This window comes from Streptoalloteichus tenebrarius (assembly GCF_024171885.1).
Classification (GTDB): domain Bacteria; phylum Actinomycetota; class Actinomycetes; order Mycobacteriales; family Pseudonocardiaceae; genus Streptoalloteichus; species Streptoalloteichus tenebrarius.
Genome location: NZ_JAMTCP010000013.1, coordinates 108,217 through 127,923, shown reverse-complemented (window position 1 = coordinate 127,923; position 19,707 = coordinate 108,217). Strand labels below are relative to the sequence as shown.

Sequence of the window (19,707 nt, the reverse complement as noted above, 5' to 3'; positions counted from 1 at the left end):
GGGCGCGGCGACGGCCTTGGTCGCCACCGCCTGCGTCACCCCACCCGACTGCCACGGCGGCACCACCGCCACCGTCTCACCCAACCCCGCCGGCAACGGCTTGCCCGCCGCCACCGCCGCCAACGCCTCCCGCGCCTGCGCCATCGTCGGCCGCTCATCCGGCTCCGACCGCAACAACCGCATCAACAACGCCGTCAACGGCCCCGCCTGCGACGGCGGATTCACCTTCCCCGCCGCCACCGCGTGCAACAACGCCAACGTGTTCTCGTTCAACCCGAACGGCGGCTCACCCTCCACCGCCGCGTACAACGTCGACCCCAACGAGAACACATCCGAGGGCGGACCGATGTCCCGCCCCCGCGCCACCTCCGGCGCCAGATACGCCGGCGTGCCCGCCAACATCCCCGTCTTGGTCACCGTCACGTCACCGGTCGCCCGGGAGATCCCGAAATCGGTGATCTTCACCGTGCCGTCCTCGGCCAACAGGATGTTGCCCGGCTTGATGTCCCGGTGCACGATCCCCGCCGCGTGCGCCGCCGACAACGCCGCCGCGACCTGCGCCCCGATCCGGGCCGCCTCCGCCGGCGGCAGCGTGCCCCGCTCGGCCATCACCGCCGCCAGCGACCGCGACGCCAGGTACTCCATGACCAGGCAGGGAGCGCCGTCCTCCTCGACCACGTCGAACACCGTGACCGCGTTGGGGTGCTGCAACCGGGCGGCGATCCGACCCTCACGCATCGCCCGCTGTTTGGCCTCGTCGGCCTCCTCCCGGCTCAGACCGGGCTGTAGCAGCAACTCCTTGACGGCCACCGTGCGGTGCAGACGCTCGTCATGGGCCTGCCAGACGACACCCATGGCGCCGCTGCCGAGGCGCTGCAGCAACCGGTAGCGTCCGGCGACCAGGCGACCCTCGGCGCTCACCCGCGACTCCCCCGATACAGCTCGTGGACCAATCAGCGCCCCACCCTAGTGCCCCCGAGCGCGTCCCGAGCGACAAGTCAGCCGGCACGTCCGCGCACCACACGACCGGTTCAGCGCGTCGGCCCACCCCCCGGGGAACGGCGGACGCGCGGTGCGGAGCGTCGCCGGAGATCACACCCCAGTGGCGGCACGGGACCGTTCCGCGTGATCTCGGGCGGAGTCCGTGGCGGGGAGGAGCCGGCGGCGGGCCGGGCCGGCCCGGCTCAGCGCCGGTCGTCCCTGGCCGGCGTGGGCAGGCCGGGCTCCACCAGCCGACGGCCGACCCGCAGCAGGCCGGCCCGCTTGATGGTGCGCAGCATCGGGGTCGTCTCCGCCTGGGTGACGCCGGGCAGCCGGCCGACCACGTGCGTGAGGAAGTCGTACAGGCCCGGCGGGTCGACGACGGCCAGCCCGGCGATGAGGTTGGCCGCGCCGGTCGTGGCCGAGGCGAACCGCACGGCGGGCTCCGCGGCGAGCCGGCTGCCGGCCACCTCCAGGTGCGCCGGGTGCACGGTCAGCCAGAGCAGCGCCTCGGTGCCGTAGCCGAAGAGCGCCGGGTCGACCTCGGTCATCAGCATGACGGCCCTGGCCTCCCGCAGCGCCGCGATCCGCCGCCGCACCGTGGTCGGGGTGGTGTGGAGCTGGTCGGCGAGCGCGGCGAGCCCGGTCCTGGCGTCCCTGGCCAGCACGGCCAGCAACCGCTCGTCCAGGTCGTCGAGCCGCAGGCGGTCGGGCGGGTGGTCCCCTCCCCTGGGCACGCCGGTCTGCCAGGTGTCCGGCATCGCGAACATGCGCAGGATCAACTGGTGCTCGACGCTCAGGACGTCCCTGGTCTGGGGCAGGTGTTCCAGCACCAGCGCGTCCCGGTCGGCGGTCGTGCGGGTGTAGACGGTCACGGAGAGGTCGTGGCTGCCCGAGACCTGGTGCAGCCACAGGACGTCGGGTCGCAGGGCCAGGGCCTGGCCGACGCGCGGCGCGGTCCCCCGCTCGGTGCGCAGGCGGAGCTGGAGGGGGTGCCAGCCAACCGCGTAGGGGTTGACGACCGCCACGACCCGGATCAGTTGCTCGGACCGTAGGCGGCGGTACCGCCGCGCCACCGTCTGCTCCGACACCCCCAGCTCGGCGGCGAGGGTGCTGAAGGCCGCGCGGCCGTCGCGGCGGAGCGCGAGCACGAGCGCCCGGTCGAGATCATCGAGCGGGGTGAGCGGATCGGACATCACAAGGCTCCATGATGGCGGAATCGAGCAACCGGAGTCGGCTGACTGGAAGATCAGGCCATGAGGTCGGCAGATTTCCCCTGTCTGTTCGTCGTTGATTCCTGTTGAGATCCCTGCTGAGGGGGACATGTCCGCCGCGCCCCAGACCACCCGACCCGCGCCCACGCCCGCGCCCGCCGCGCCGTCCGCCACCGTCCGCCGTGGCACCCGCCACCCCGCCCTGGTCGTGGTGGCGATCCTGCTCACCGCGGCGTCCCTGCGCCCGCTGCTGACCGCCGTGGGCCCGCTCACCACCGACATCCAGCACGCGACCGGTCTGCCGGGCAGCGTGGTCGGCCTGCTCACCACGATCCCGCTCGCGGTGTTCGCGCTCGCCTCGTCGCAGGTGAACCGGCTCGCCCGTCGGCACGGCATCGAGGCGGTGCTCGTCGGGGGCATGCTCGTGCTGACGGCGGGCGGCCTGCTGCGGTGGCTGCCCGGCGCGGTGCCCCTGTTCGCCGGAACCACCCTGCTCGCCTTCGGTCTCGTGGTGGGCAACGTGCTGCTGCCCGGCATCGTGCGCCGGGACTTCCCGCACCGGGTGGGCGCCATGACCAGCCTCTACACCACGGTGATGTCGGTGGGGGCCGGCGTGGCGGCCGGCGCCGCCGTGCCGCTGGCCCACGACGCCGGCCTCGGCTGGCGCGGCACGCTGAACGTGTGGGTGGTCGTCGCGGTGCTCGCCCTGGTCGCCTGGCTGCCCCTCATGCGGGAGCGCCACGTGCCCGACGCGTCGGCGGCGGCCCGGCCCCGCCGGCTGTGGACCTCCCCGCTCGCCTGGCAGGTGACCGTCTTCTTCGGCCTGCACTCGATGTTGTTCTACGTGTGCAGCGCCTGGCTGCCCTCGATGCTCGGGGCGCGCGGGCTGTCGCCGGCGACCGCCGGCACCCTCGGCGCGGCCTACATGATCGCCGGCGCCGTGGCCTCGCTGGTCGTGCCGGTGGTCGCCAACCGGCGGCCGGACCAGCGGATGGTCGTGGCCGTGATCGTGGCGGGCGAGCTGGTGGGCGCGCTGGGCGTGCTCGTGGCGGGCGGCCCGCTGCTGGTCGCGTCGGTCACGCTCCTCGGCCTGGCCGGCGGCGCCGGCTTCGCGCTGTCGTTCCTGCTGTTCGCGGTGCGCGCCGGCGACGGGCAGACCGCGGCGCAGTTGTCCGGCATGGCGCAGGGCGTCGGGTACGCGCTGTCGGCGACCGGTCCGCTGCTGTTCGGCCTGCTCCACGACGCACTCGGCGGCTGGACCGGGCCGATCGTCGGCCTGGTGGTGATCCCCCTGGTCGTCGCCACGGTGGGCTTCGGCGCCGCCAGGGCCGCCCACGTGTGATCCACGGCGCGGCCCCCTCCGGCGGAGGGAGGGCGGAGGGTGAGCGGTGTTGTCCTGCTCACTCCCCCTCCTCCGCCGGGACGGGCATGCACGGGAGCGCCGGGGCGTTGAACCGGGCGGTGTCGACCGCCCCCTGTCGGCCTGACACGCCCTGACAACGGCTGACACGGCCTGACGAGGGGCTGTCGCCGCCCACCGGGTCGCCTCGCGGGGACGGTCGCCGGGGGCGGTGTGAGCGCCGACGCCCGGTGGGCGGACGATAAACCGAAGGTCGCGCGACGCCGGCCTTGCCTACCCTGGTCTCCCGTATGGAAACGCCGATCGTGAACCCCTCGCCCGCCGACCTGCGGGAACGCCTGTCCGACCTGATGCTGCGCGACCAGCGGCGCCTCGGGCGCCGGCTTGACGGGCTGCGCGGGTCCCGGTCGCCGCGGGCCCGCGAGGCCGCCATGGCCGAGATCGCCGCCGAGATCGAGCGCGCCGCGCTGCGCGTGGCCCGGCGGCGGGCCGCCGTGCCCCGGATCGAGTACCCGGAGGCCCTGCCGGTCAGCCAGCGCAAGGACGAGATCCTGGCCGCCGTGCGCGACCACCAGGTCGTGATCGTGGCCGGCGAGACCGGCTCCGGCAAGACCACGCAGCTCCCCAAGATCTGTCTGGAGCTGGGCCGCGGCGTGCTGGGCATGATCGGCCACACCCAGCCGAGGCGGCTGGCGGCGCGCAGCGTGGCCGACCGGATCGCCGAGGAGCTGCACGGCGCGCTGGGCGAGGCCGTGGGCTTCAAGGTGCGGTTCAGCGACAAGGTCGGCGACGACACGCTGGTCAAGCTGATGACCGACGGCATCCTGCTGACCGAGATCCAGCACGACCGGATGCTCAGCCAGTACGACACGCTGATCATCGACGAGGCGCACGAGCGCAGCCTCAACATCGACTTCATCCTGGGCTACCTCAAGCAGCTCCTGCCGAGGCGGCCCGACCTCAAGGTGATCATCACCTCGGCGACGATCGACCCCGAGCGGTTCTCCCGCCACTTCGACGACGCGCCGATCGTCGAGGTCTCCGGCCGCACGTATCCCGTCGAGGTGCGGTACCGGCCGGTGATCGACGAGGAGGCCGAGGAGGTCGACAAGGAGCGCGACCAGGTCCAGGCGATCTGCGACGCCGTCGACGAGCTGCGCGCCGAGGGCCCCGGCGACATCCTGGTCTTCCTCAGCGGTGAGCGGGAGATCCGCGACACGGCGGACGCGCTGGGCAAGATGAAGCTGCCCAACACCGAGATCCTGCCGTTGTACGCGCGGTTGTCCGCGGCCGAGCAGCACCGGGTGTTCGCCCCGCACCCCGGGCGGCGGATCGTGTTGGCGACCAACGTCGCCGAGACCTCGCTGACCGTCCCCGGCATCAAGTACGTGATCGACCCGGGCACCGCGCGCATCTCCCGGTACAGCCACCGGCTCAAGGTGCAGCGCCTGCCCATCGAGCCGATCTCGCAGGCGTCGGCCAACCAGCGCAAGGGCCGTTGCGGTCGCGTCTCGGAGGGCGTCTGCATCCGCCTGTACTCCGAGCAGGACTTCCTGTCCCGGCCGGAGTTCACCGACCCGGAGATCCTGCGCACGAACCTGGCCTCGGTCATCCTCCAGATGACGGCGCTGGGCCTCGGCGACGTCGCCGCGTTCCCGTTCGTCGACCCGCCGGACCGGCGCAACATCGCCGACGGCGTCGCGCTGCTGCACGAGCTGGGCGCGATCGACCCCGCGGAGAAGGACCCGCGCCGCCGGCTGACCCCGCTGGGCCGCCGGCTCGCCCAGCTCCCGATCGACCCCCGGCTGGCCAGGATGGTGCTGGAGGCCGAGCGCAACGGCTGTGTGCACGAGGTCATGGTGATCGCGGCCGCGCTGTCCATCCAGGACCCGAGGGAGCGGCCGACCGACCACCAGCAGGCGGCGGCGGAGAAGCACGCGCGCTTCGCCGACAAGGAGTCGGACTTCCTGTCCTTCCTCAACCTGTGGCAGTACCTCCAGGAGCAGCAGAAGGCGCTGTCCTCCAGCCAGTTCCGCCGGTTGTGCCGCACCGAGTTCCTGAACTACCTGCGGGTCAGGGAGTGGCAGGACCTCTACGGCCAGCTCCGCCAGGTCGTCAGGGGGATGGGGATCCACCTCAACGACCTGCCGGGCGACCCGCAGCGCATCCACGTCTCGCTGCTGGCCGGCCTGCTGTCGCACATCGGGCTGAAGGACGCCGAGAAGCAGGAGTACCAGGGCGCGCGCAACGCCCGGTTCGCGATCTTCCCCGGCTCGGTGCTGTTCCGGAAGACGCCGCGCTGGGTCATGGCCGCCGAGCTGGTGGAGACCTCCCGGCTGTGGGGCAGGGTGGCGGCCAAGATCGAGCCGGACTGGGTCGAGAAGCTGGCGCGGCACCTGGTCAAGCGCAGCTACAGCGAGCCGCACTGGGAGAAGAACCAGGGTGCGGTCATGGCCTACGAGAAGGTCACGCTCTACGGCGTGCCGATCGTGACCTCGCGCAAGGTGAACTACGGGCGCATCGATCCGGCGCTGTCCAGGGAGCTGTTCATCCGGCACGCCCTGGTCGAGGGCGACTGGACCACCCAGCACGAGTTCTTCCACGCCAACCGCGAGCTGCTGCGCGAGGTCGAGGAGCTGGAGCACCGCGCGCGGCGGCGGGACATCCTCGTCGACGACCAGACCCTGTTCGACTTCTACGACCAGCGGATCGGCGAGGAGGTCGTCTCCGCCCGGCACTTCGACAGTTGGTGGAAGAAGGTCCGCGCCGAGCAGCCGGACCTGCTGACCTTCGACCGGTCGATGCTGGTCAACGAGCAGGCCGGCGGCATCACGCCGCAGGACTACCCCGACTTCTGGCAGCAGGGCGACGTCCGGCTGCCGCTGACCTACCAGTTCGAGCCGGGGCGCGTCACCGACGGCGTGACCGTGTCCGTGCCGCTCCAGGTGCTCAACCAGGTCAGCGGCGACGGGTTCGCCTGGCACGTGCCCGGCCTGCGGCACGAGCTGGTGACCTCGTTGCTGCGGTCGCTGCCCAAACCGCTGCGACGCCACTTCGTGCCGGTCACCGACTACGCCAAGGCCGTCCTGGCCCGCATGTCCCCCGGCAAGGACGAGAGCGTGCTCGACGCGCTGGAGCGGGAGATCCAGCGACTGAGCGGGGTCAGCGTGCCGAGGGACGCCTGGCAGCTCGACAAGGTGCCCGCGCACCTGAAGGTCACCTACCGCGTCGTCGACGAGAAGAAGCGCCTGGTGGCCGAGGGCAGCGACCTGCCGGAGCTGCGGCGGCGGCTCAGGGACCGGTTGCAGGCGACGCTGTCGGCGGCGGCCAGCGGGGTCGAGCGGGACGGCCTGAAGGACTGGACGATCGGCGCGTTGCCGCGCCGGGTCGAGCGCCGGCGCTCCGGCTACGTGGTGACCGCCTTCCCCGCCCTGGTCGACCAGGGCGACTCGGTGGCCGTGCGGATGTTCGAGAGCGAGGACGAGCAGCGGGAGGCCATGTGGCGGGGCACCCGCCGGCTCCTGATGCTCAACGTCCCCGCGCCCGGCAAGTACCTGCGGGGCCTGAGCAACCAGGCGAAGCTGACGTTGAGCGCCAACCCGCACGGCGGGGTGGCCCCGCTGCTGGAGGACTGCGCCTCCTGCGCGGTGGACCGGTTGATGACCGACGGCGGCGGCGTGGCCTGGGACGAGGCGGGCTTCGCCGCGTTGCGCGAGCGGGTCAGGGCCGGGTTCGGGCCGATCCTCGTGGAGGTCGTCAACCAGGTGGAGCGCGTCCTGGCGGCGCGGCAGGCCGTCGAGACCCGGCTGGCCGACGCGCGCTTCGCGCCGGCGGAGTCGTTGGCCGACATCCGGGGCCAGCTCTCGGCGTTGGTGTACCCCGGGTTCGTCACGGCGACCGGCCTGTCGCGGCTGCCGGACGTCGCGCGCTACCTGAGGGCGGTCGAGCGCCGGTTGGAGAAGCTGCCGGAGAACCCGCGCCGGGACCAGGAGTGGACGCAGCGGGTCGCCCAGGTCCGGGAGGAGTACGAGCAGTTGGCGCGGCAGGCGCCGAAGCACGGCCCCGCCGCCGAGGGGCTGCGGCAGATCCGGTGGATGATCGAGGAGTTGCGGGTCAGCTACTTCGCGCAGACCATCGGCACGCCGCGTCCGGTGTCGGAGAAGCGGATCTACAAGGCGATGGACCAGCTCCCGATCTGACCGTCGGCTCGTCCGTCTCCTGTCCGCCAGCTCGTCCGTCTCCTGACCGCCAGCTCGTCTGTCTCTTGTGGACGTCCACTGTGGACGCGTCGCGCCCCGGCCCGTCGGCTCGCGGCGGGGCGCGGCGCGTCACGGTGGCGGACGGAAGTCCCGTCGTGGGTCGAACAGGGCGATGGGATGCGGCGTGCGCCCGGTCGTCACCAGGTCGGTGAGGATCTCGGCGACGACGGGGACGAACTTGAAGCCGTGGCCGGAGAATCCACAGGCCACCGTGACCTGCGGGTGGTCGGGGTGGGTGGCGATGACGAAGTGCCGGTCGGGTGTGTTGGTGTACAGGCAGGTCGTGGCGCGGAGGAACGTGCCCGGCAACGTCGGCACCCGCGACTCCACGTGACGCGCGATCGCGTCGACCTCGTCCTGGCGCACCACCCTGTCGACCGCGTCGGCGGTACAGACGTCCGTCCGGCGGTAGAAGGCCACCTTCACCCCGTCCGGCGAGCCCGCGTGCGGTGGGACTCCGTAGAACCGCTCCCCGGACTCGTCCTCCCAGATGAAGATCGGGAGGCGGGTGTAGGGGCTGGTCCCGCCGCGCGGCGAGAACCAGAACTGCACCTGCCGTTCCACCGTGAACGGCACACCCAGGTTGGCCAGCAGGTCGGGGGCCCACGCTCCCGGGCAGATCACCGCGTGCCCGGCGTGATGATCGCCCTCGCTGGTGACCACCCGCACGCCCTCGCCCCCTGGCAGCGCCTCCCATCGCAGGACGCGGCACCCGAAGCGGAGGTCAGCACCCGCTTTCGCCGCCAGTTCCAGGTGCGCGGTCACGGCGGCCTCCGGAGCGACGATCCCCGCCCTGGCCTCGAACAGGCCGACCTCGTCCCGACGCGGGGCGAACACGGGGAACCGGGCACGGATCTCCCGCGCGTCCAGGATCTCGTGCGGCAGGTCCCACCGGCGCGCGGAGTGCCGACTGCCCGCGACGAGCGGGCCGTCCGGCCGGCCGACCATCAGCCCGCCGGTCGGCCAGAGCAGCCGTCGCCCGGCCTCGCGCTCCACCGCCTCCCACAGCTCGTGCGCGCGCAGCACCAGCGGAACGTAGGCGGGGTCCTCGAAGTAGGCGTGCCGGATGATGCGCGACCCGCCGTGGCTGGAGCCCCGGTCGTGCGCGGGGCCGAACTGCTCCAGCCCGAGCACACGCAGGCTCCGGCCGGCCAGGCTCCGGGCGGCCAGGCTCCAGGCGGCGGCGCTGCCCATGCCGCCCAGCCCGATCACGACGACGTCGTGGGCGGTCCGCATGACGTCATCGTCGCGCGGCTGGCCGCTGGTCGAAACCGGTGGCAGTGACCGCCGCTGGGGCTCACATCGCGGGCGCCTGGCTGAGGAAGGTGTCAAGCACCCGGTCGGCGACGCGGACGACACCGGGTTCCCTGGTGACGCCCGGGCGTGTCCGGATCTCGTTGGCGCGCGCGACGTGCGCCTGGGCCTCGCGGAACGCCGCCTCCGCCCGCGCGGCGTCCCCCTCGGCCCTGGCCGCCAGCCCGTCACACGCGTGCGACAGGGCCGTGGCCCACAGCGTCATCGCCGTCAGCCAGGGTTCCACGTCCTCGACGAACGGGCGTTCGGCGACTCCCCCTCGGATGACGTCCGGGGCCTCCGCCAGCCGCCGGGCGGTCGCCCGGAGCGCCGTCACCGCGCCGGCGCGGTTCCCGCCCGCCCACGCCGCGCGGACGCGGTCGAGGTCCCCGGCCAGGACCGGGGCCGGCGACCGCATCGGGTCCCCCTTCCAGTCCGGGGCGAGGTGCTCGACGTCCACCAGGACCAGCAACGCCCGCGCGACGGTTTCGTCCCCGTTGGCCAGGTACCTCGCGGCAGCGGCCGAGGAGCGGCCCGGGTCGTAGCCGTCCGGGTTCCAGGCGAAGTCCGCGCCGGTGAACAACGGCAGCTTGCTGGCGGCGGCCTGGTTCATCGGGTTGAGCAGGACGCCGGCGAGTTCCCGCGCGGCCCCGGCCTCCCGGTTGTCGTAGGGGGCCAGCAGGAGACGGCCGGCGGCCCCGTCGAAGTCGTTGGTCGGATAGTTGTCCCACAACGACACCTTGCGACCCCACACCTCGCGCGCGCGTCGGGCGTCCTCGGCGCTGATCCTGGCGGGCAGGACGTCCGTGCCGGTCCACATGACCCGGACCCGGCGGTCGAGCCGTCCCCGGAGGGCCTGCTTGTACGGGGTGTCGACGACCTCGCTGTACTGGATGGGCACCATCTCCAGCGGGTCGGCTCCCGGGAGGGAGGGCAGCAGGTCGCGCTGGAGGGTGTTGAGCAGGTCGGCCTGCGCCTGGCCGAACGTGGCCTCCGAGAGCACGCCGTACCGGGCGACGTCGTCGGCGCAACTCCACGCGGGCAGCGGGTAGATGTCGTCGAGGGCGATCGAGAAGCTGCGCACACCGAGGGCGTGGACGGCGCGGATCTTGCGCGACAGGGCCTCCCGGTCGTTCGCGCCGCTGTAGCAGACGGACAGGCCGGGCGAGATCGCGAAGGTGAAGCGGACGTGGTTGGCGCGCGCCTGCTGGACGAGCCGGCCGAGTTTCTCGGCCTCCTCGGGCGGATAGGGCTCCCGCCACTTCTCGCGGTGGTACGGGTCGTCCTTCGGCGCGTAGAGGTAGGTGTTCATCTTCACCGCGCCGGAGAACGCGAGTTGGTCCATCCGGTCCTCGAAGGACCACGGCCGTCCGTAGAAGCCTTCCACCACACCGCGGATCGGGACGACGGGGTAGTCGACCACCGAGACGCCCGCGACCGCGCCGTTCACCGTGAGCTGGCGGAGGGTCTGCGCGGCGTGGAAGAGCCCGTCGGCGTCCCTGCCGGCCAGGACGAGCAGCGCGGAGTCGACACGTCGGCCGGCCGTGAGGACGTAGCCCTCGGCCGGGAGCGGGGACGGCCCGGGCGTTCCCACCGCGTCCAGCGCGTGCGCGACCTGCTGGTCCGCCACCTTTCCCAGCACGACGGCCATCGACGCGCTGTCGCCGGAGTCCCAACCCTCGACGCCGTGGACGTCCACCTGGTGCGCGCCCGCCGCGCGCAGGACGCGGACGACCGTCTCCGTGGTTGGTTGGTCGGTCTCCCCGGTCGCGTGCACGCGGACGGTGGCGGGAACGGGGAGGTCGGCCCCGATCCGCCGGGTCTGCTGCGGTCTCGGGCTGACCTCGGGCCAGGTGCGGGGCTCCGAGCTGGGCGCGGGCACGGCCGGTGGCGCGGGGCTCTCCTCGGCGCTCGGTGCCGTCTCCGCGCCGCACCCGCCCGTCAGGGCCAGGGTGATCACGGCGACCAGACCGAGCACGATCACGCGGGGCCGCGTCCCCGGACGTGGCTCGGCCATCTCAGCGGGCATGAGCACTTCCGGGAGCCCGGGTGGCCGTGGCCGACGCGGGACGCGCGCGGTCGAGGAGCCAGCGCCCCACGAGGAGCAACGCGACCAGCCAGCTCTGCGGCACCAACAGGAAGATCGAGGTGCCCACGCTGGACAGCGGCGCGCGGAGCGGGAACAACACCCAGTACCAGACACCGCTGATGCCGGCGACCAGCAGCGCCGTCAACGGCCAGACGAACGTGCCGACCAGTTTCGCGCGAAGGTCCCAGCTCCGGCGTGCCCAGAGGGCGACGACACCCGCCAGCCATCCCACGATCGGAAGGAGGAACCCGCCGAACACCACCGCCAGGACGATCCAGTGTTCCGCACGCACCCGTCGACCGACCCCGACCGAACTGTCCTGTGTGGACACTGTGGACACTGCTGGTGCCGTGGAACCCCTGGGCTCCGCCGCCTCTTCCCCACCGGTCACCGCGGCTCCCTTCCGCTGGACGTCACGTCAGCAGGACGCGTGGGTGGGATCGGGGTTGAGCCGGCACGGCGTCGATGGGGCAGGGCAACGATGGGACACGGGTTCGAGTGAACGCCGGGTCGGACGGGCGAGGCCGAGTGGTCGGGGAGCGCGCGGAACGGGGCGGACCCCGCCCTGTCCGCCCCGTTCACGCCCGAGGGCTCACCGCGAGCGCTCGCGCAGCAGCCGCATCTCCTGACGGGCGGCCGGCGGGTCGAGGTAGAGGCACCCGAGCTGGTTGACGACGTCGACCACGCCCGGTAAGGCCAGGGTGAGCCAGACGGCCAGGTCGACGTCGCTGCGCCACTGCAACCGCCCGGTGAGGGTCACGACACCGTCCCGCACCGTCACCGTGACGGAACCGGGGCGGGCCCCGAGAACCCGGCCGAGGACCTGGTCGGCCACCTCGGCGCGGATCTCCTCGTCCGACCGCAGGTTCCTGCGGAGCAGGTCGCGGCGGGTCAGCACCCCCACCAGGCGGTTCGCGTCGTCCACCACCCACAGCCGGTCCACGCCGGACGCGGCCAGCCGGCGCGTGGCCTCCGGGAGGGGCGCCCCGGCCCGGATCGTGGCCGCGGGCGGCGCCATCACGTCCTCGACCACCGGGCGGGAGGGCGTCCGCCACCAGGTCCGGCGTCGGGGCGCGGGCACGGGACCGGCCGCGGCCTCCAGCACGTCCGGCGCGTCCACCCCGGCCGCCACCCGCTCCGCCACCCGGGCCGCGGGCACGACCCCGGCCAGAACCCCCTTCGCCGTCACCACGGGCACCGCGCCGATCTGGTGCACGGCGAGCAGGTCGGCCACCTCCGTCAGGGGTGTCCCCGGGGACACGCTGATCACATCCCTGGTCATCGCGTCGGCCACCGTCGGTCTGCGCATCGCGGTCTCCACCCGTCGGGTTCGCCTTCCGAACACGCTGTCGAGCCTCGCGCCGGGGCGCGCACGCGGGACAGAGGCGAAGGTCGTCACGGCCCGGGAGCAGAAAGCCCCTATAGGGGGAAAGAAACCAGGTCCCGCGCGCGGGTGGCCGGTGGCCGGCGCGCGACCGCGCGCCCGTGCGGCTACCGTCCGGAACCGTGGCTGAGGGTCCGAGGGCCCTTCCCGGTGTCCGCGGGCGCCGACCCGGTCGACGCAGGACCGCCGCCCCCGGCGAGGGCCACCACACCGCCGCCCGCATCGAGGTCCACGGCCTGGTGCAGGGCGTGGGCTTCCGGGCGTTCACGCACCGGCTGGCCTCGTCCCTCGGCCTGTCCGGCGACGTGCGCAACGCCGACGGACACGTGGTCGTGCGGGCGGCGGGGCCCGTTCCGGCCCTGCGGGAGCTGGCCCGCCGGCTGGCCCACGACGCTCCCCCCGGCGCGCGGGTCGGCTCGGTCGTGGTGGCCGAACTGCCCGACCACGTCCTGTGGGAGCGCGGCTTCCGGGTCGTCGACAGCACCGCCAGCACGGCCAGCACCGCCAGCGCCGCCGGCACGCCCGGCGTCGAGGGCGCCGCGGTCCCGAGGGGCTCCCGCGAGGTGCCGCCCGACCTGGCGACCTGCGAGGACTGCCTCGTCGAGCTGTTCGACCGGAACGACCGGCGCTACCGCTACCCGTTCCTCAACTGCGCCGTGTGCGGCCCACGCGCGAGCATCATCGAGGCGCTGCCCTACGACCGGGCCCGCACGACCATGCGGCACTTCCCGATGTGCCAGGAGTGCGCGGAGGAGTACCACGACCCGACGAGCCGGCGGTGCCGCGCCGAGCCCGTCGCGTGCCCCTCCTGCGGACCCCAACTGACGTGGACGGCGCGGGACGCGCGCAGCCCGTCGCACCTCGCGGGCGCGGCCCTGGGCGCGGCCGAGCGGGTCGTGGCCGAGGGCGGCGTGGTCGCGGTGAAGGGCGTGGGCGGCTACCAGCTCGTCTGCGACGCGACCGACGAGACCGCCGTGCGGCGGCTGCGCAGGATCAAGGGCCAGCCGCACCGGCCGTTCCCGGTGATGGTGCGCGACCTGGCCGCCGCGCGGTCCCTCGCGGCGCTGGACGGCCCCTCGGCCGCGCTGCTGCACTCCCCCGCCCGCCCCGTCGTGCTGCTGCCCGGCCGGGTCCCCGGCCGCGTGGGCGACTCGGTGGCGCCGGGCATGGCGGAGCTGGGGGTGCAGCTCCCGCACAGCCCCACGCACCACCTGCTGCTCGCCGACCTGGACCGCCCGCTGGTCGTCACCAGCGGCAACCGGGCGGGCGACCCGATGATCATCGAGGACGAGCACGCGCGGACCGTGCTGGGCCCGGTCGTGGACGGCGTGCTCGCCCACGACCGGGTCATCCGGTCGCGCTACGAGGACTCGGTGCGGCGCGTGGTCGCCGGCCGGGTCACGACGCTGCGGCGGGGCCGGGGCAACGCCCCGCTGTCCCTGCGGCTGCCCGTGCGCGTGCCCAGCCCGGTGCTCGCCGTGGGCGCGCGCCTCGCGCACACCGCGGCGCTGGCCCAGGGCGACCACGTGGTCCTCACCCCGCCCGGCGGGGACCTGTCGAACCCGGCGTGCGTGGCCGCGTTCCAGGACACCATCGCCACGTTCCTCCGCCTGCACGCCATCGAGCCCGAGGTGGTCGCGCACGACCTGTGCCCCGAGTACGTGTCCACGCGGTACGCCGGCGAGTTCGCCGCGCGGCGGCGGATCGGGGTGCAGCACCACCACGCGCACGTCGTGGCCACCGCCGCCGAGCACCGGGTGAACGGCCCGTTCCTCGGCGTCGTCTACGACGGCACCGGGCTCGGCGAGGACGGCACCCTGTGGGGCGGGGAAATCCTGCTCGCGGACTACGCGCGCTATCGCCGGCTCGCCCGGTTCGGCACCGCGCCGCTGCCGGGAGGGGAGGCCGCGGCGCACCGGCCGGCGTGGTCGGCGCTGGGCTACCTGTTCGGGGCGGAGCGGCTGGGCAACCACATCTCGCCGTCGATCGCGCCGGACCTGCTGGAGCGCCGGCCGGCCGAGGAGGTGGCCGGCGTCAGGAGCATGATCGCCTCCGGCGTGAACTGCCCCCGCTCCTCCAGCGCGGCCCGGCTGTTCGACGCGGTGGCCTGTCTGCTCGGGCTGTGCGACGAGGTCGGCTACGACGGCGAGGCCGTGCTGCGGCTGGAGGCCGCGGCGGGCGCGCGCGACGAGCCGCCCGCGCTGGGCTGGCGGTTGGCGCGCCAGGACGAGCTGTGGGTGTACGACCCGGTGCCGACGCTGTGGGACGTGCTGGTGGCGGCGACCGACTGCCCGCTGGACCTGGTGGCCGCGCGGTTCCACACCACGGTCGCCGAGGTCACCACCGCGCTGGTGACGCGGTGCGCGGAGGCGACCGGCGTGCGGACGGTGTGCCTGGGCGGCGCGGTGTTCCAGAACCGGCGGTTGACCGCCTCGGTGCTGGGCCGGCTGACCAGGGAGGGGCTGGAGGTCCTGGTCGGGGAGCGGGTGCCGGCGCACGACGGCGGGATCAGCTACGGCCAGGCCGTCGTCGCGGCCGCCCGGCTCGCCCAGGGCGGTTGAGCGGGACGCGCTTGCTCACGCGGGGCGGTCGAGCGGGACACGCGCCCGACCGAGGCGGCCGATCAGGACACGCGGGCCGGCGCGAACCGGGACCTTCGACCCTGGTTTCCCCTGGCGCGCGGGGCGACTGTGGACCGTCACTGGCGGCGGAGTTCGCCCGCCGCGCCAGGTCCTCGGTCGGGCTGACCCCGTGGAAGGAGCCGGACGTGCGGTACGACAGGACTGGTCTCGAGGTGCTCGACGAGGCCGAGTGCCTGCGGCTGCTGGGGTCGGTGCCGGTGGGGCGGATCGCGTTCACCCACGACGCCCTGCCCGCGGTGCAGCCGGTGACCTTCGTGCTGAACGGGGGCTCCGTGGTGTTCCGCACCCGGGAGGGCAGCAAGCTCGCGGCGGCCACGCGCAACGCCGTGGTCGCCTTCGAGGTGGACGAGTTCGACGCCGCGACCCGCACCGGGTGGAACGTGACCGTCGTGGGACGGGCGCGCGTGGTCACCGACCCCGACGAGCTGGCCGAACTCGCCGCACTCGACCTGCGGCCGTGGGCTCCCGGGCAGCGGGACCGGTACGTGCAGATCAGCGTGGACCTGGTGCAGGGGCGGCGCATCGTCCGCCGCCCGCGGGACTGACGGCCACCCGGAGGTCCCGGCCGGACACGGGACCTTCTGCCCTGCACCCCCCGGCGGCGGCCGGGGACCGTGGGAGGACCGGGGAACGACCCCGGGCGACGACACGGAGGTGGGCGGGCGTGAACGACAGGCTGCCGGTGGTGGTCGGAGTGGACGCCTCGACGCACGCCAGGACAGCGGCGTTGTGGGCGGCGCGGGAGGCGACGGCCAGGGGGTGCCCGCTGCACGTCGTGCACGCGTCGCTGTGGCCGCTGGTGCGGACCCCTGGCGGCCCCCTCTCGGTCGGGTCCCACGAGGCGCTGACGGAGGCGGCGCACCGGCTGTTGGCCGAGACAGCCGACGCCTGCCGGGCGGAGAGCCCCGGCCTCGTCGTCCACACCGAGCTGGTCCCCCGCGAGGCGGTGCGGGTGCTGGTGGAGCGCTCGGCGCGGGCCGAGCTGGTGGTGGTCGGCCACGGCGGGCTCGGCCGGTTCACCGGCCTGCTGGTGGGCTCGGTCGGGGTCGGCCTCGCCGCGGCGGCGGCCTGCCCCGTGGTGGTCGTGCGGTCGGCCGACGGGTCCCCGCCCCTCGACGGGCCGGTGGTGGTGGGGGTCGACGGGTCGGCGCTGAGCGAGGCGGCCACGGGTTTCGCGTTCGAGGCAGCGGCGCGGCACGGCTGCCCCCTGGTCGCGACGCACGCCTGGCACAGCCCTCTGGACAGCGACTTCCTCACCCACCTGCTGGAGGCGGGGATGGGGTGGGACGAGCAGCTCGCGGCGGCCGAACGGGAGGTGCGGGAGCGGCTCGCGGCGTGGCGGCGCAGGTACCCGGGGGTCGGCGTGCGGGTCCGCGTCGACTACGGCCACCCGGCGCCGACGGTGCTGGAGGTCGCGCGGAGCGAGGGAGCGCGGCTGCTGGTGCTGGGCGCCAGGGGCCGGGGCGGGGTGACCGGGGCGCTGCTCGGCTCCACCAGCCACGCCGCCCTGCACCACGCGCCGTGCCCGGTCGCCGTGGTCCGCGCGGCCGCCGGGCGCGTTGAGTCCACTCAGGACAGTCCACAGAAGACAGACGTGTGATGGCCGTCTCCCGCGCCGGCACGGCGCACCGGCCCGCCCCGACGTCCGTCGCTCTCCGCGCGCGGGGCACGTATATCGTCTGGATCATGCCCGTCCCGCGATCGGTCCGCTCCGCCCCGACACGCCCCCGGCGCGGGAGCCGGTGATGGCCGAGGAGATCCCGGTCGACCCGTCCCTCGCCGCCCCGGTGCGCGCCCCGCTGTCCGGTCTCCGGCTGGACGAGCTGCTGGGCGAGGTGCAGGACCGGTTGGCGGAGATCGTCAGGACCAGGGACCGGTTGCAGGGCCTGCTCGACGCGGTCCTCGCCGTCGCGGCCGGGCTGGAGCTGGACACCACGCTGCGGCGCATCGTCACCGCGGCGACAGAGCTGGTCGACGCCCGGTACGGGGCGCTCGGCGTGCTCGGCCCCGGCGGCGGGATCTCCCGGTTCGTCCACGTCGGCATCGACGAGGAGACCAGGGCGAAGATGGGCGACCTGCCCCAGGGGCGCGGCCTGCTCGGCCAGCTCATCCACGACCCGCGGCCCCTGCGGCTGGCCGACCTCACCGCGCACAGGGCGTCGGTGGGCTTCCCGCCGCACCACCCGCCGATGCGCACGTTCCTCGGGGTGCCGGTGCTGGTCAGGGAGGAGGTGTTCGGCAACCTCTACCTGACGGAGAAGCGGGAGGGCGAGTTCACCGCCGACGACGAGGTCGTCGTGCGGGCGCTGGCCGCGGCGGCGGGCATCGCCGTGGACAACGCCCGGCTGTTCGAGCAGACCCGGCTGCGGCAACGCTGGCTGGAGGCGTCCAGCGAGATCACCACCGAGCTGCTGTCCGGCGCGGCGACCGAGGACGCGTTGCGGCTGATCGCACGCAGGGCGCTGGAGCTGGCCAGGGCCGACTGCGCGGTGATCGTGCTGCGCGGTCCCGGCGCGGGTCCCGGCGCGGGTCCCGGCCGGGTGGCGGCCTCCGCCGGCGACCCCGACACCGACGCCCTCGACAGCCCGGTGGCGGCGAACCTGCCGCTGGTGTCCGAGGTGCTGACCGGCGGCGCGCCCGTGCTGTCCTCGGACCTCCTCGCCGACGCCGAGCCCGACCTCGATCCCGACCGCCCCGACTCCCCCGCCCCTGACGACGTCGACGGGGACGAGGACTGTGGGGACGGGGACGGCGGCCAGCCCCACCCGTTGGCCGGGTGGGGGCCGGCGCTGGCGGTGCCCCTGGTGTCCGACCGGGCGGGCGCCTCGGCCACCGGCGTGCCGGCCGGAGTGGTCCTGGCGTTGCGCCGGCGGGGCGGCGAGCCGTTCCTGCCCGGCGAGGTGCCCCTGCTGGCCTCGTTCGCCGACCAGGCCGCGATCGCGCTGGAGCTGGCGGCCAAGCACCACGCGCAACGCGAGCTGGACGTGCTGGCCGACCGGGACCGGATCGCCCGCGACCTGCACGACCACGTGATCCAGCGGTTGTTCGCGACCGGGCTGGGGCTCCAGGGGACGCTGCGCCGCAGCGCGGACCCCGAGGTGCGGCGGCGCATCCAGCAGGCCGTGGAGCAACTCGACCAGACCGTGCGGGAGATCCGCACGTCGATCTTCGACCTGCACACGCCGGCGGGCGCGGAGGAGACCAGTCTGCGCCGCCGGCTGCTCGACGTGGTGTCGGAGGCGAGCGCGGGCGGGGACATGACGCCCGCGGTGCGCGTGTCCGGCCCGGTGGACACGCTGGTGCCGCCCGAGCTGGGCCAGCACGCCGTCGCGGTGCTGCGCGAGGCGGTCAGCAACGCCGTCCGCCACGGCCGGGCGTCCACAGTGGACGTGATCGTGGACGCCGGCGACGACCTGGTGCTGGAGGTGGTCGACGACGGCGTCGGCATCGATCCGGCCGTGGCCAGGAGCGGACTGCGGAATCTGGAGCAGCGCGCGACCGAGTGCGGAGGGACGTTCACGGTGCGACCGGAACCGGGCGGCGGAACCCGGTTGCGGTGGCAGGCGCCGTTGAAGTGAACCCACGTGACACGAGGAACGGCGAGGAACGCCCCGCCGCACAGGAAATCCGTGCCACGACCGATGGGATCTGACGGGCCGGATCTGAGCCCGAACTGAGCCGGATCTGAGCCGGATCTGAGCCGGATCTGAGCCGGATCTGAGCCGGATCTGAGCCGGATCTGAGCCGGATCTGACGAGTCGGATCTGACGGGCGAGGCCGCCGGCCGAGGGCCGGTGTCAGGCGTGGTCAGCCACGGGACGGACCGAAGCGCGCCCGCTCGGCCGAGGTGCGGCCCCACCGCAGTTCGGTGGCCAGCACGGCGGCCTGCGTCCGCCGCTGCATCCCCAGCTTCGCCAGCAGGTGGGAGACGTAGTTCTTCACGGTCTTCTCGGCCAGGAACATCCGCTCCGCGATCTGCCGGTTGGTCAGGCCCTCCCCGATCAACTCCAACACGGTGCGCTCCTGGTCGGTCAGCTCCCGCAACGGGTCGGCCAACTCCTGCTGCCGACGCAGCCGCGCCAACAGGGCCGAGGTCGTCCGCGCGTCCAAAAGGGACTGTCCAGCCCCGACGGCGCGGATGGCCGCCACCAGGTCGCCGCCCACCACCTGCTTGAGCACGAACCCGGACGCGCCCGCCATGATCGCGTCGAACAGCGCCTCGTCGTCGGCGAACGACGTCAGCATCACGCACCGCAGCTCGGGCATGCGGGACCGCAGTTCCCGGCACAGCTCCACGCCGTTGCCGTCGGGCAGCCGCACGTCGAGCACGGCCACGTCCGGCCGTGCGGCGGGGAGCACCGCCGTCGCCTCCCGCACCGAGGCGGCTTCCCCGACCACCTCGATGTCGGGCTCGGGCTCCAGCACGTCGGCGATCCCCCGCCGCACGATCTCGTGGTCGTCGACCAGGAAGGTCCTGACCGTCAC

General features: G+C 74.1%; 13 protein-coding genes. 6 read left to right on the top strand and 7 right to left on the bottom strand.

Going from position 1 to position 19,707, the window contains the following annotated elements:
• On the bottom strand, positions 1–921 hold a 921-nt coding region (locus tag LX15_RS14105), incomplete at its 3' end, for a serine/threonine-protein kinase (RefSeq protein WP_253670027.1).
• Between the two features lie 263 nt (positions 922–1,184).
• A complete protein-coding gene (locus LX15_RS14100) occupies positions 1,185–2,177 on the bottom strand; it encodes an Lrp/AsnC family transcriptional regulator (protein ID WP_253670026.1) in 993 nt (330 codons plus the stop codon).
• Positions 2,178–2,304: 127 nt separating this feature from the next.
• Between LX15_RS14100 and LX15_RS14095 the strand changes: the two genes are divergently transcribed.
• A complete protein-coding gene (locus LX15_RS14095) occupies positions 2,305–3,537 on the top strand; it encodes a CynX/NimT family MFS transporter (RefSeq protein ID WP_253670025.1) in 1,233 nt (410 codons plus the stop codon).
• A gap of 308 nt (positions 3,538–3,845) precedes the next feature.
• Positions 3,846–7,754 carry an ATP-dependent RNA helicase HrpA gene (hrpA, locus tag LX15_RS14090; RefSeq protein ID WP_253670024.1) on the top strand — a complete coding sequence of 1,303 codons (3,909 nt, stop codon included), beginning with the start codon at positions 3,846–3,848 and terminating at the stop codon, positions 7,752–7,754.
• A gap of 129 nt (positions 7,755–7,883) precedes the next feature.
• Here the strand turns inward: hrpA and solA are convergent, their stop codons facing one another.
• From solA to LX15_RS14070, 4 genes are all read right to left on the bottom strand, one after another.
• Positions 7,884–9,050, bottom strand: coding sequence for an N-methyl-L-tryptophan oxidase (solA, locus tag LX15_RS14085; protein ID WP_253670023.1), 1,167 nt, complete (start codon positions 9,048–9,050; stop codon positions 7,884–7,886).
• Positions 9,051–9,111: 61 nt separating this feature from the next.
• Entirely contained in the window at positions 9,112–11,136 is a 2,025-nt protein-coding gene (locus LX15_RS14080; RefSeq protein WP_253670022.1) for a glycoside hydrolase family 84 protein, read from the bottom strand.
• The gene (locus LX15_RS14075) at positions 11,126–11,587 is read right to left on the bottom strand and encodes a hypothetical protein (RefSeq protein WP_253670021.1); all 462 of its coding nucleotides are present in this window, start codon (positions 11,585–11,587) and stop codon (positions 11,126–11,128) included. Before LX15_RS14075 ends, LX15_RS14080 begins: the two co-directional genes overlap by 11 nt.
• 201 nt (positions 11,588–11,788) lie before the next feature.
• Complete coding sequence (locus tag LX15_RS14070) at positions 11,789–12,505, bottom strand: CBS domain-containing protein (RefSeq protein WP_253670020.1); 717 nt, start codon at positions 12,503–12,505, stop codon at positions 11,789–11,791.
• A gap of 197 nt (positions 12,506–12,702) precedes the next feature.
• Between LX15_RS14070 and hypF the strand changes: the two genes are divergently transcribed.
• From hypF to LX15_RS14050, 4 genes are all read left to right on the top strand, one after another.
• Entirely contained in the window at positions 12,703–15,141 is a 2,439-nt protein-coding gene (hypF, locus tag LX15_RS14065; RefSeq protein WP_253670019.1) for a carbamoyltransferase HypF, read from the top strand.
• A 206-nt stretch (positions 15,142–15,347) separates the two neighbouring features.
• On the top strand, positions 15,348–15,767 hold the full coding sequence (locus tag LX15_RS14060; protein WP_253670018.1) for a pyridoxamine 5'-phosphate oxidase family protein: 420 nt from the start codon (positions 15,348–15,350) through the stop codon (positions 15,765–15,767).
• Positions 15,768–15,886: 119 nt separating this feature from the next.
• The gene (locus tag LX15_RS14055; protein ID WP_253670017.1) at positions 15,887–16,822 is read left to right on the top strand and encodes a universal stress protein; all 936 of its coding nucleotides are present in this window, start codon (positions 15,887–15,889) and stop codon (positions 16,820–16,822) included.
• Positions 16,823–16,967: 145 nt separating this feature from the next.
• Complete coding sequence (locus LX15_RS14050; RefSeq protein ID WP_253670016.1) at positions 16,968–18,800, top strand: sensor histidine kinase; 1,833 nt, start codon at positions 16,968–16,970, stop codon at positions 18,798–18,800.
• Between the two features lie 229 nt (positions 18,801–19,029).
• Here LX15_RS14050 and LX15_RS14045 read toward each other — a convergent pair whose 3' ends face one another.
• Entirely contained in the window at positions 19,030–19,707 is a 678-nt protein-coding gene (locus tag LX15_RS14045) for a response regulator (RefSeq protein ID WP_253670015.1), read from the bottom strand.

Coding starts and splice junctions, on each gene's coding strand:
- LX15_RS14100 (WP_253670026.1), bottom strand. CDS start 2,177: ATGTCCGATCCGCTCACCCCGCTCGATGATCTCGACCGGGCGCTCGTG.
- LX15_RS14095 (WP_253670025.1), top strand. CDS start 2,305: ATGTCCGCCGCGCCCCAGACCACCCGACCCGCGCCCACGCCCGCGCCC.
- hrpA (WP_253670024.1), top strand. CDS start 3,846: ATGGAAACGCCGATCGTGAACCCCTCGCCCGCCGACCTGCGGGAACGC.
- solA (WP_253670023.1), bottom strand. CDS start 9,050: ATGCGGACCGCCCACGACGTCGTCGTGATCGGGCTGGGCGGCATGGGC.
- LX15_RS14080 (WP_253670022.1), bottom strand. CDS start 11,136: ATGCCCGCTGAGATGGCCGAGCCACGTCCGGGGACGCGGCCCCGCGTG.
- LX15_RS14070 (WP_253670020.1), bottom strand. CDS start 12,505: ATGCGCAGACCGACGGTGGCCGACGCGATGACCAGGGATGTGATCAGC.
- LX15_RS14050 (WP_253670016.1), top strand. CDS start 16,968: ATGGCCGAGGAGATCCCGGTCGACCCGTCCCTCGCCGCCCCGGTGCGC.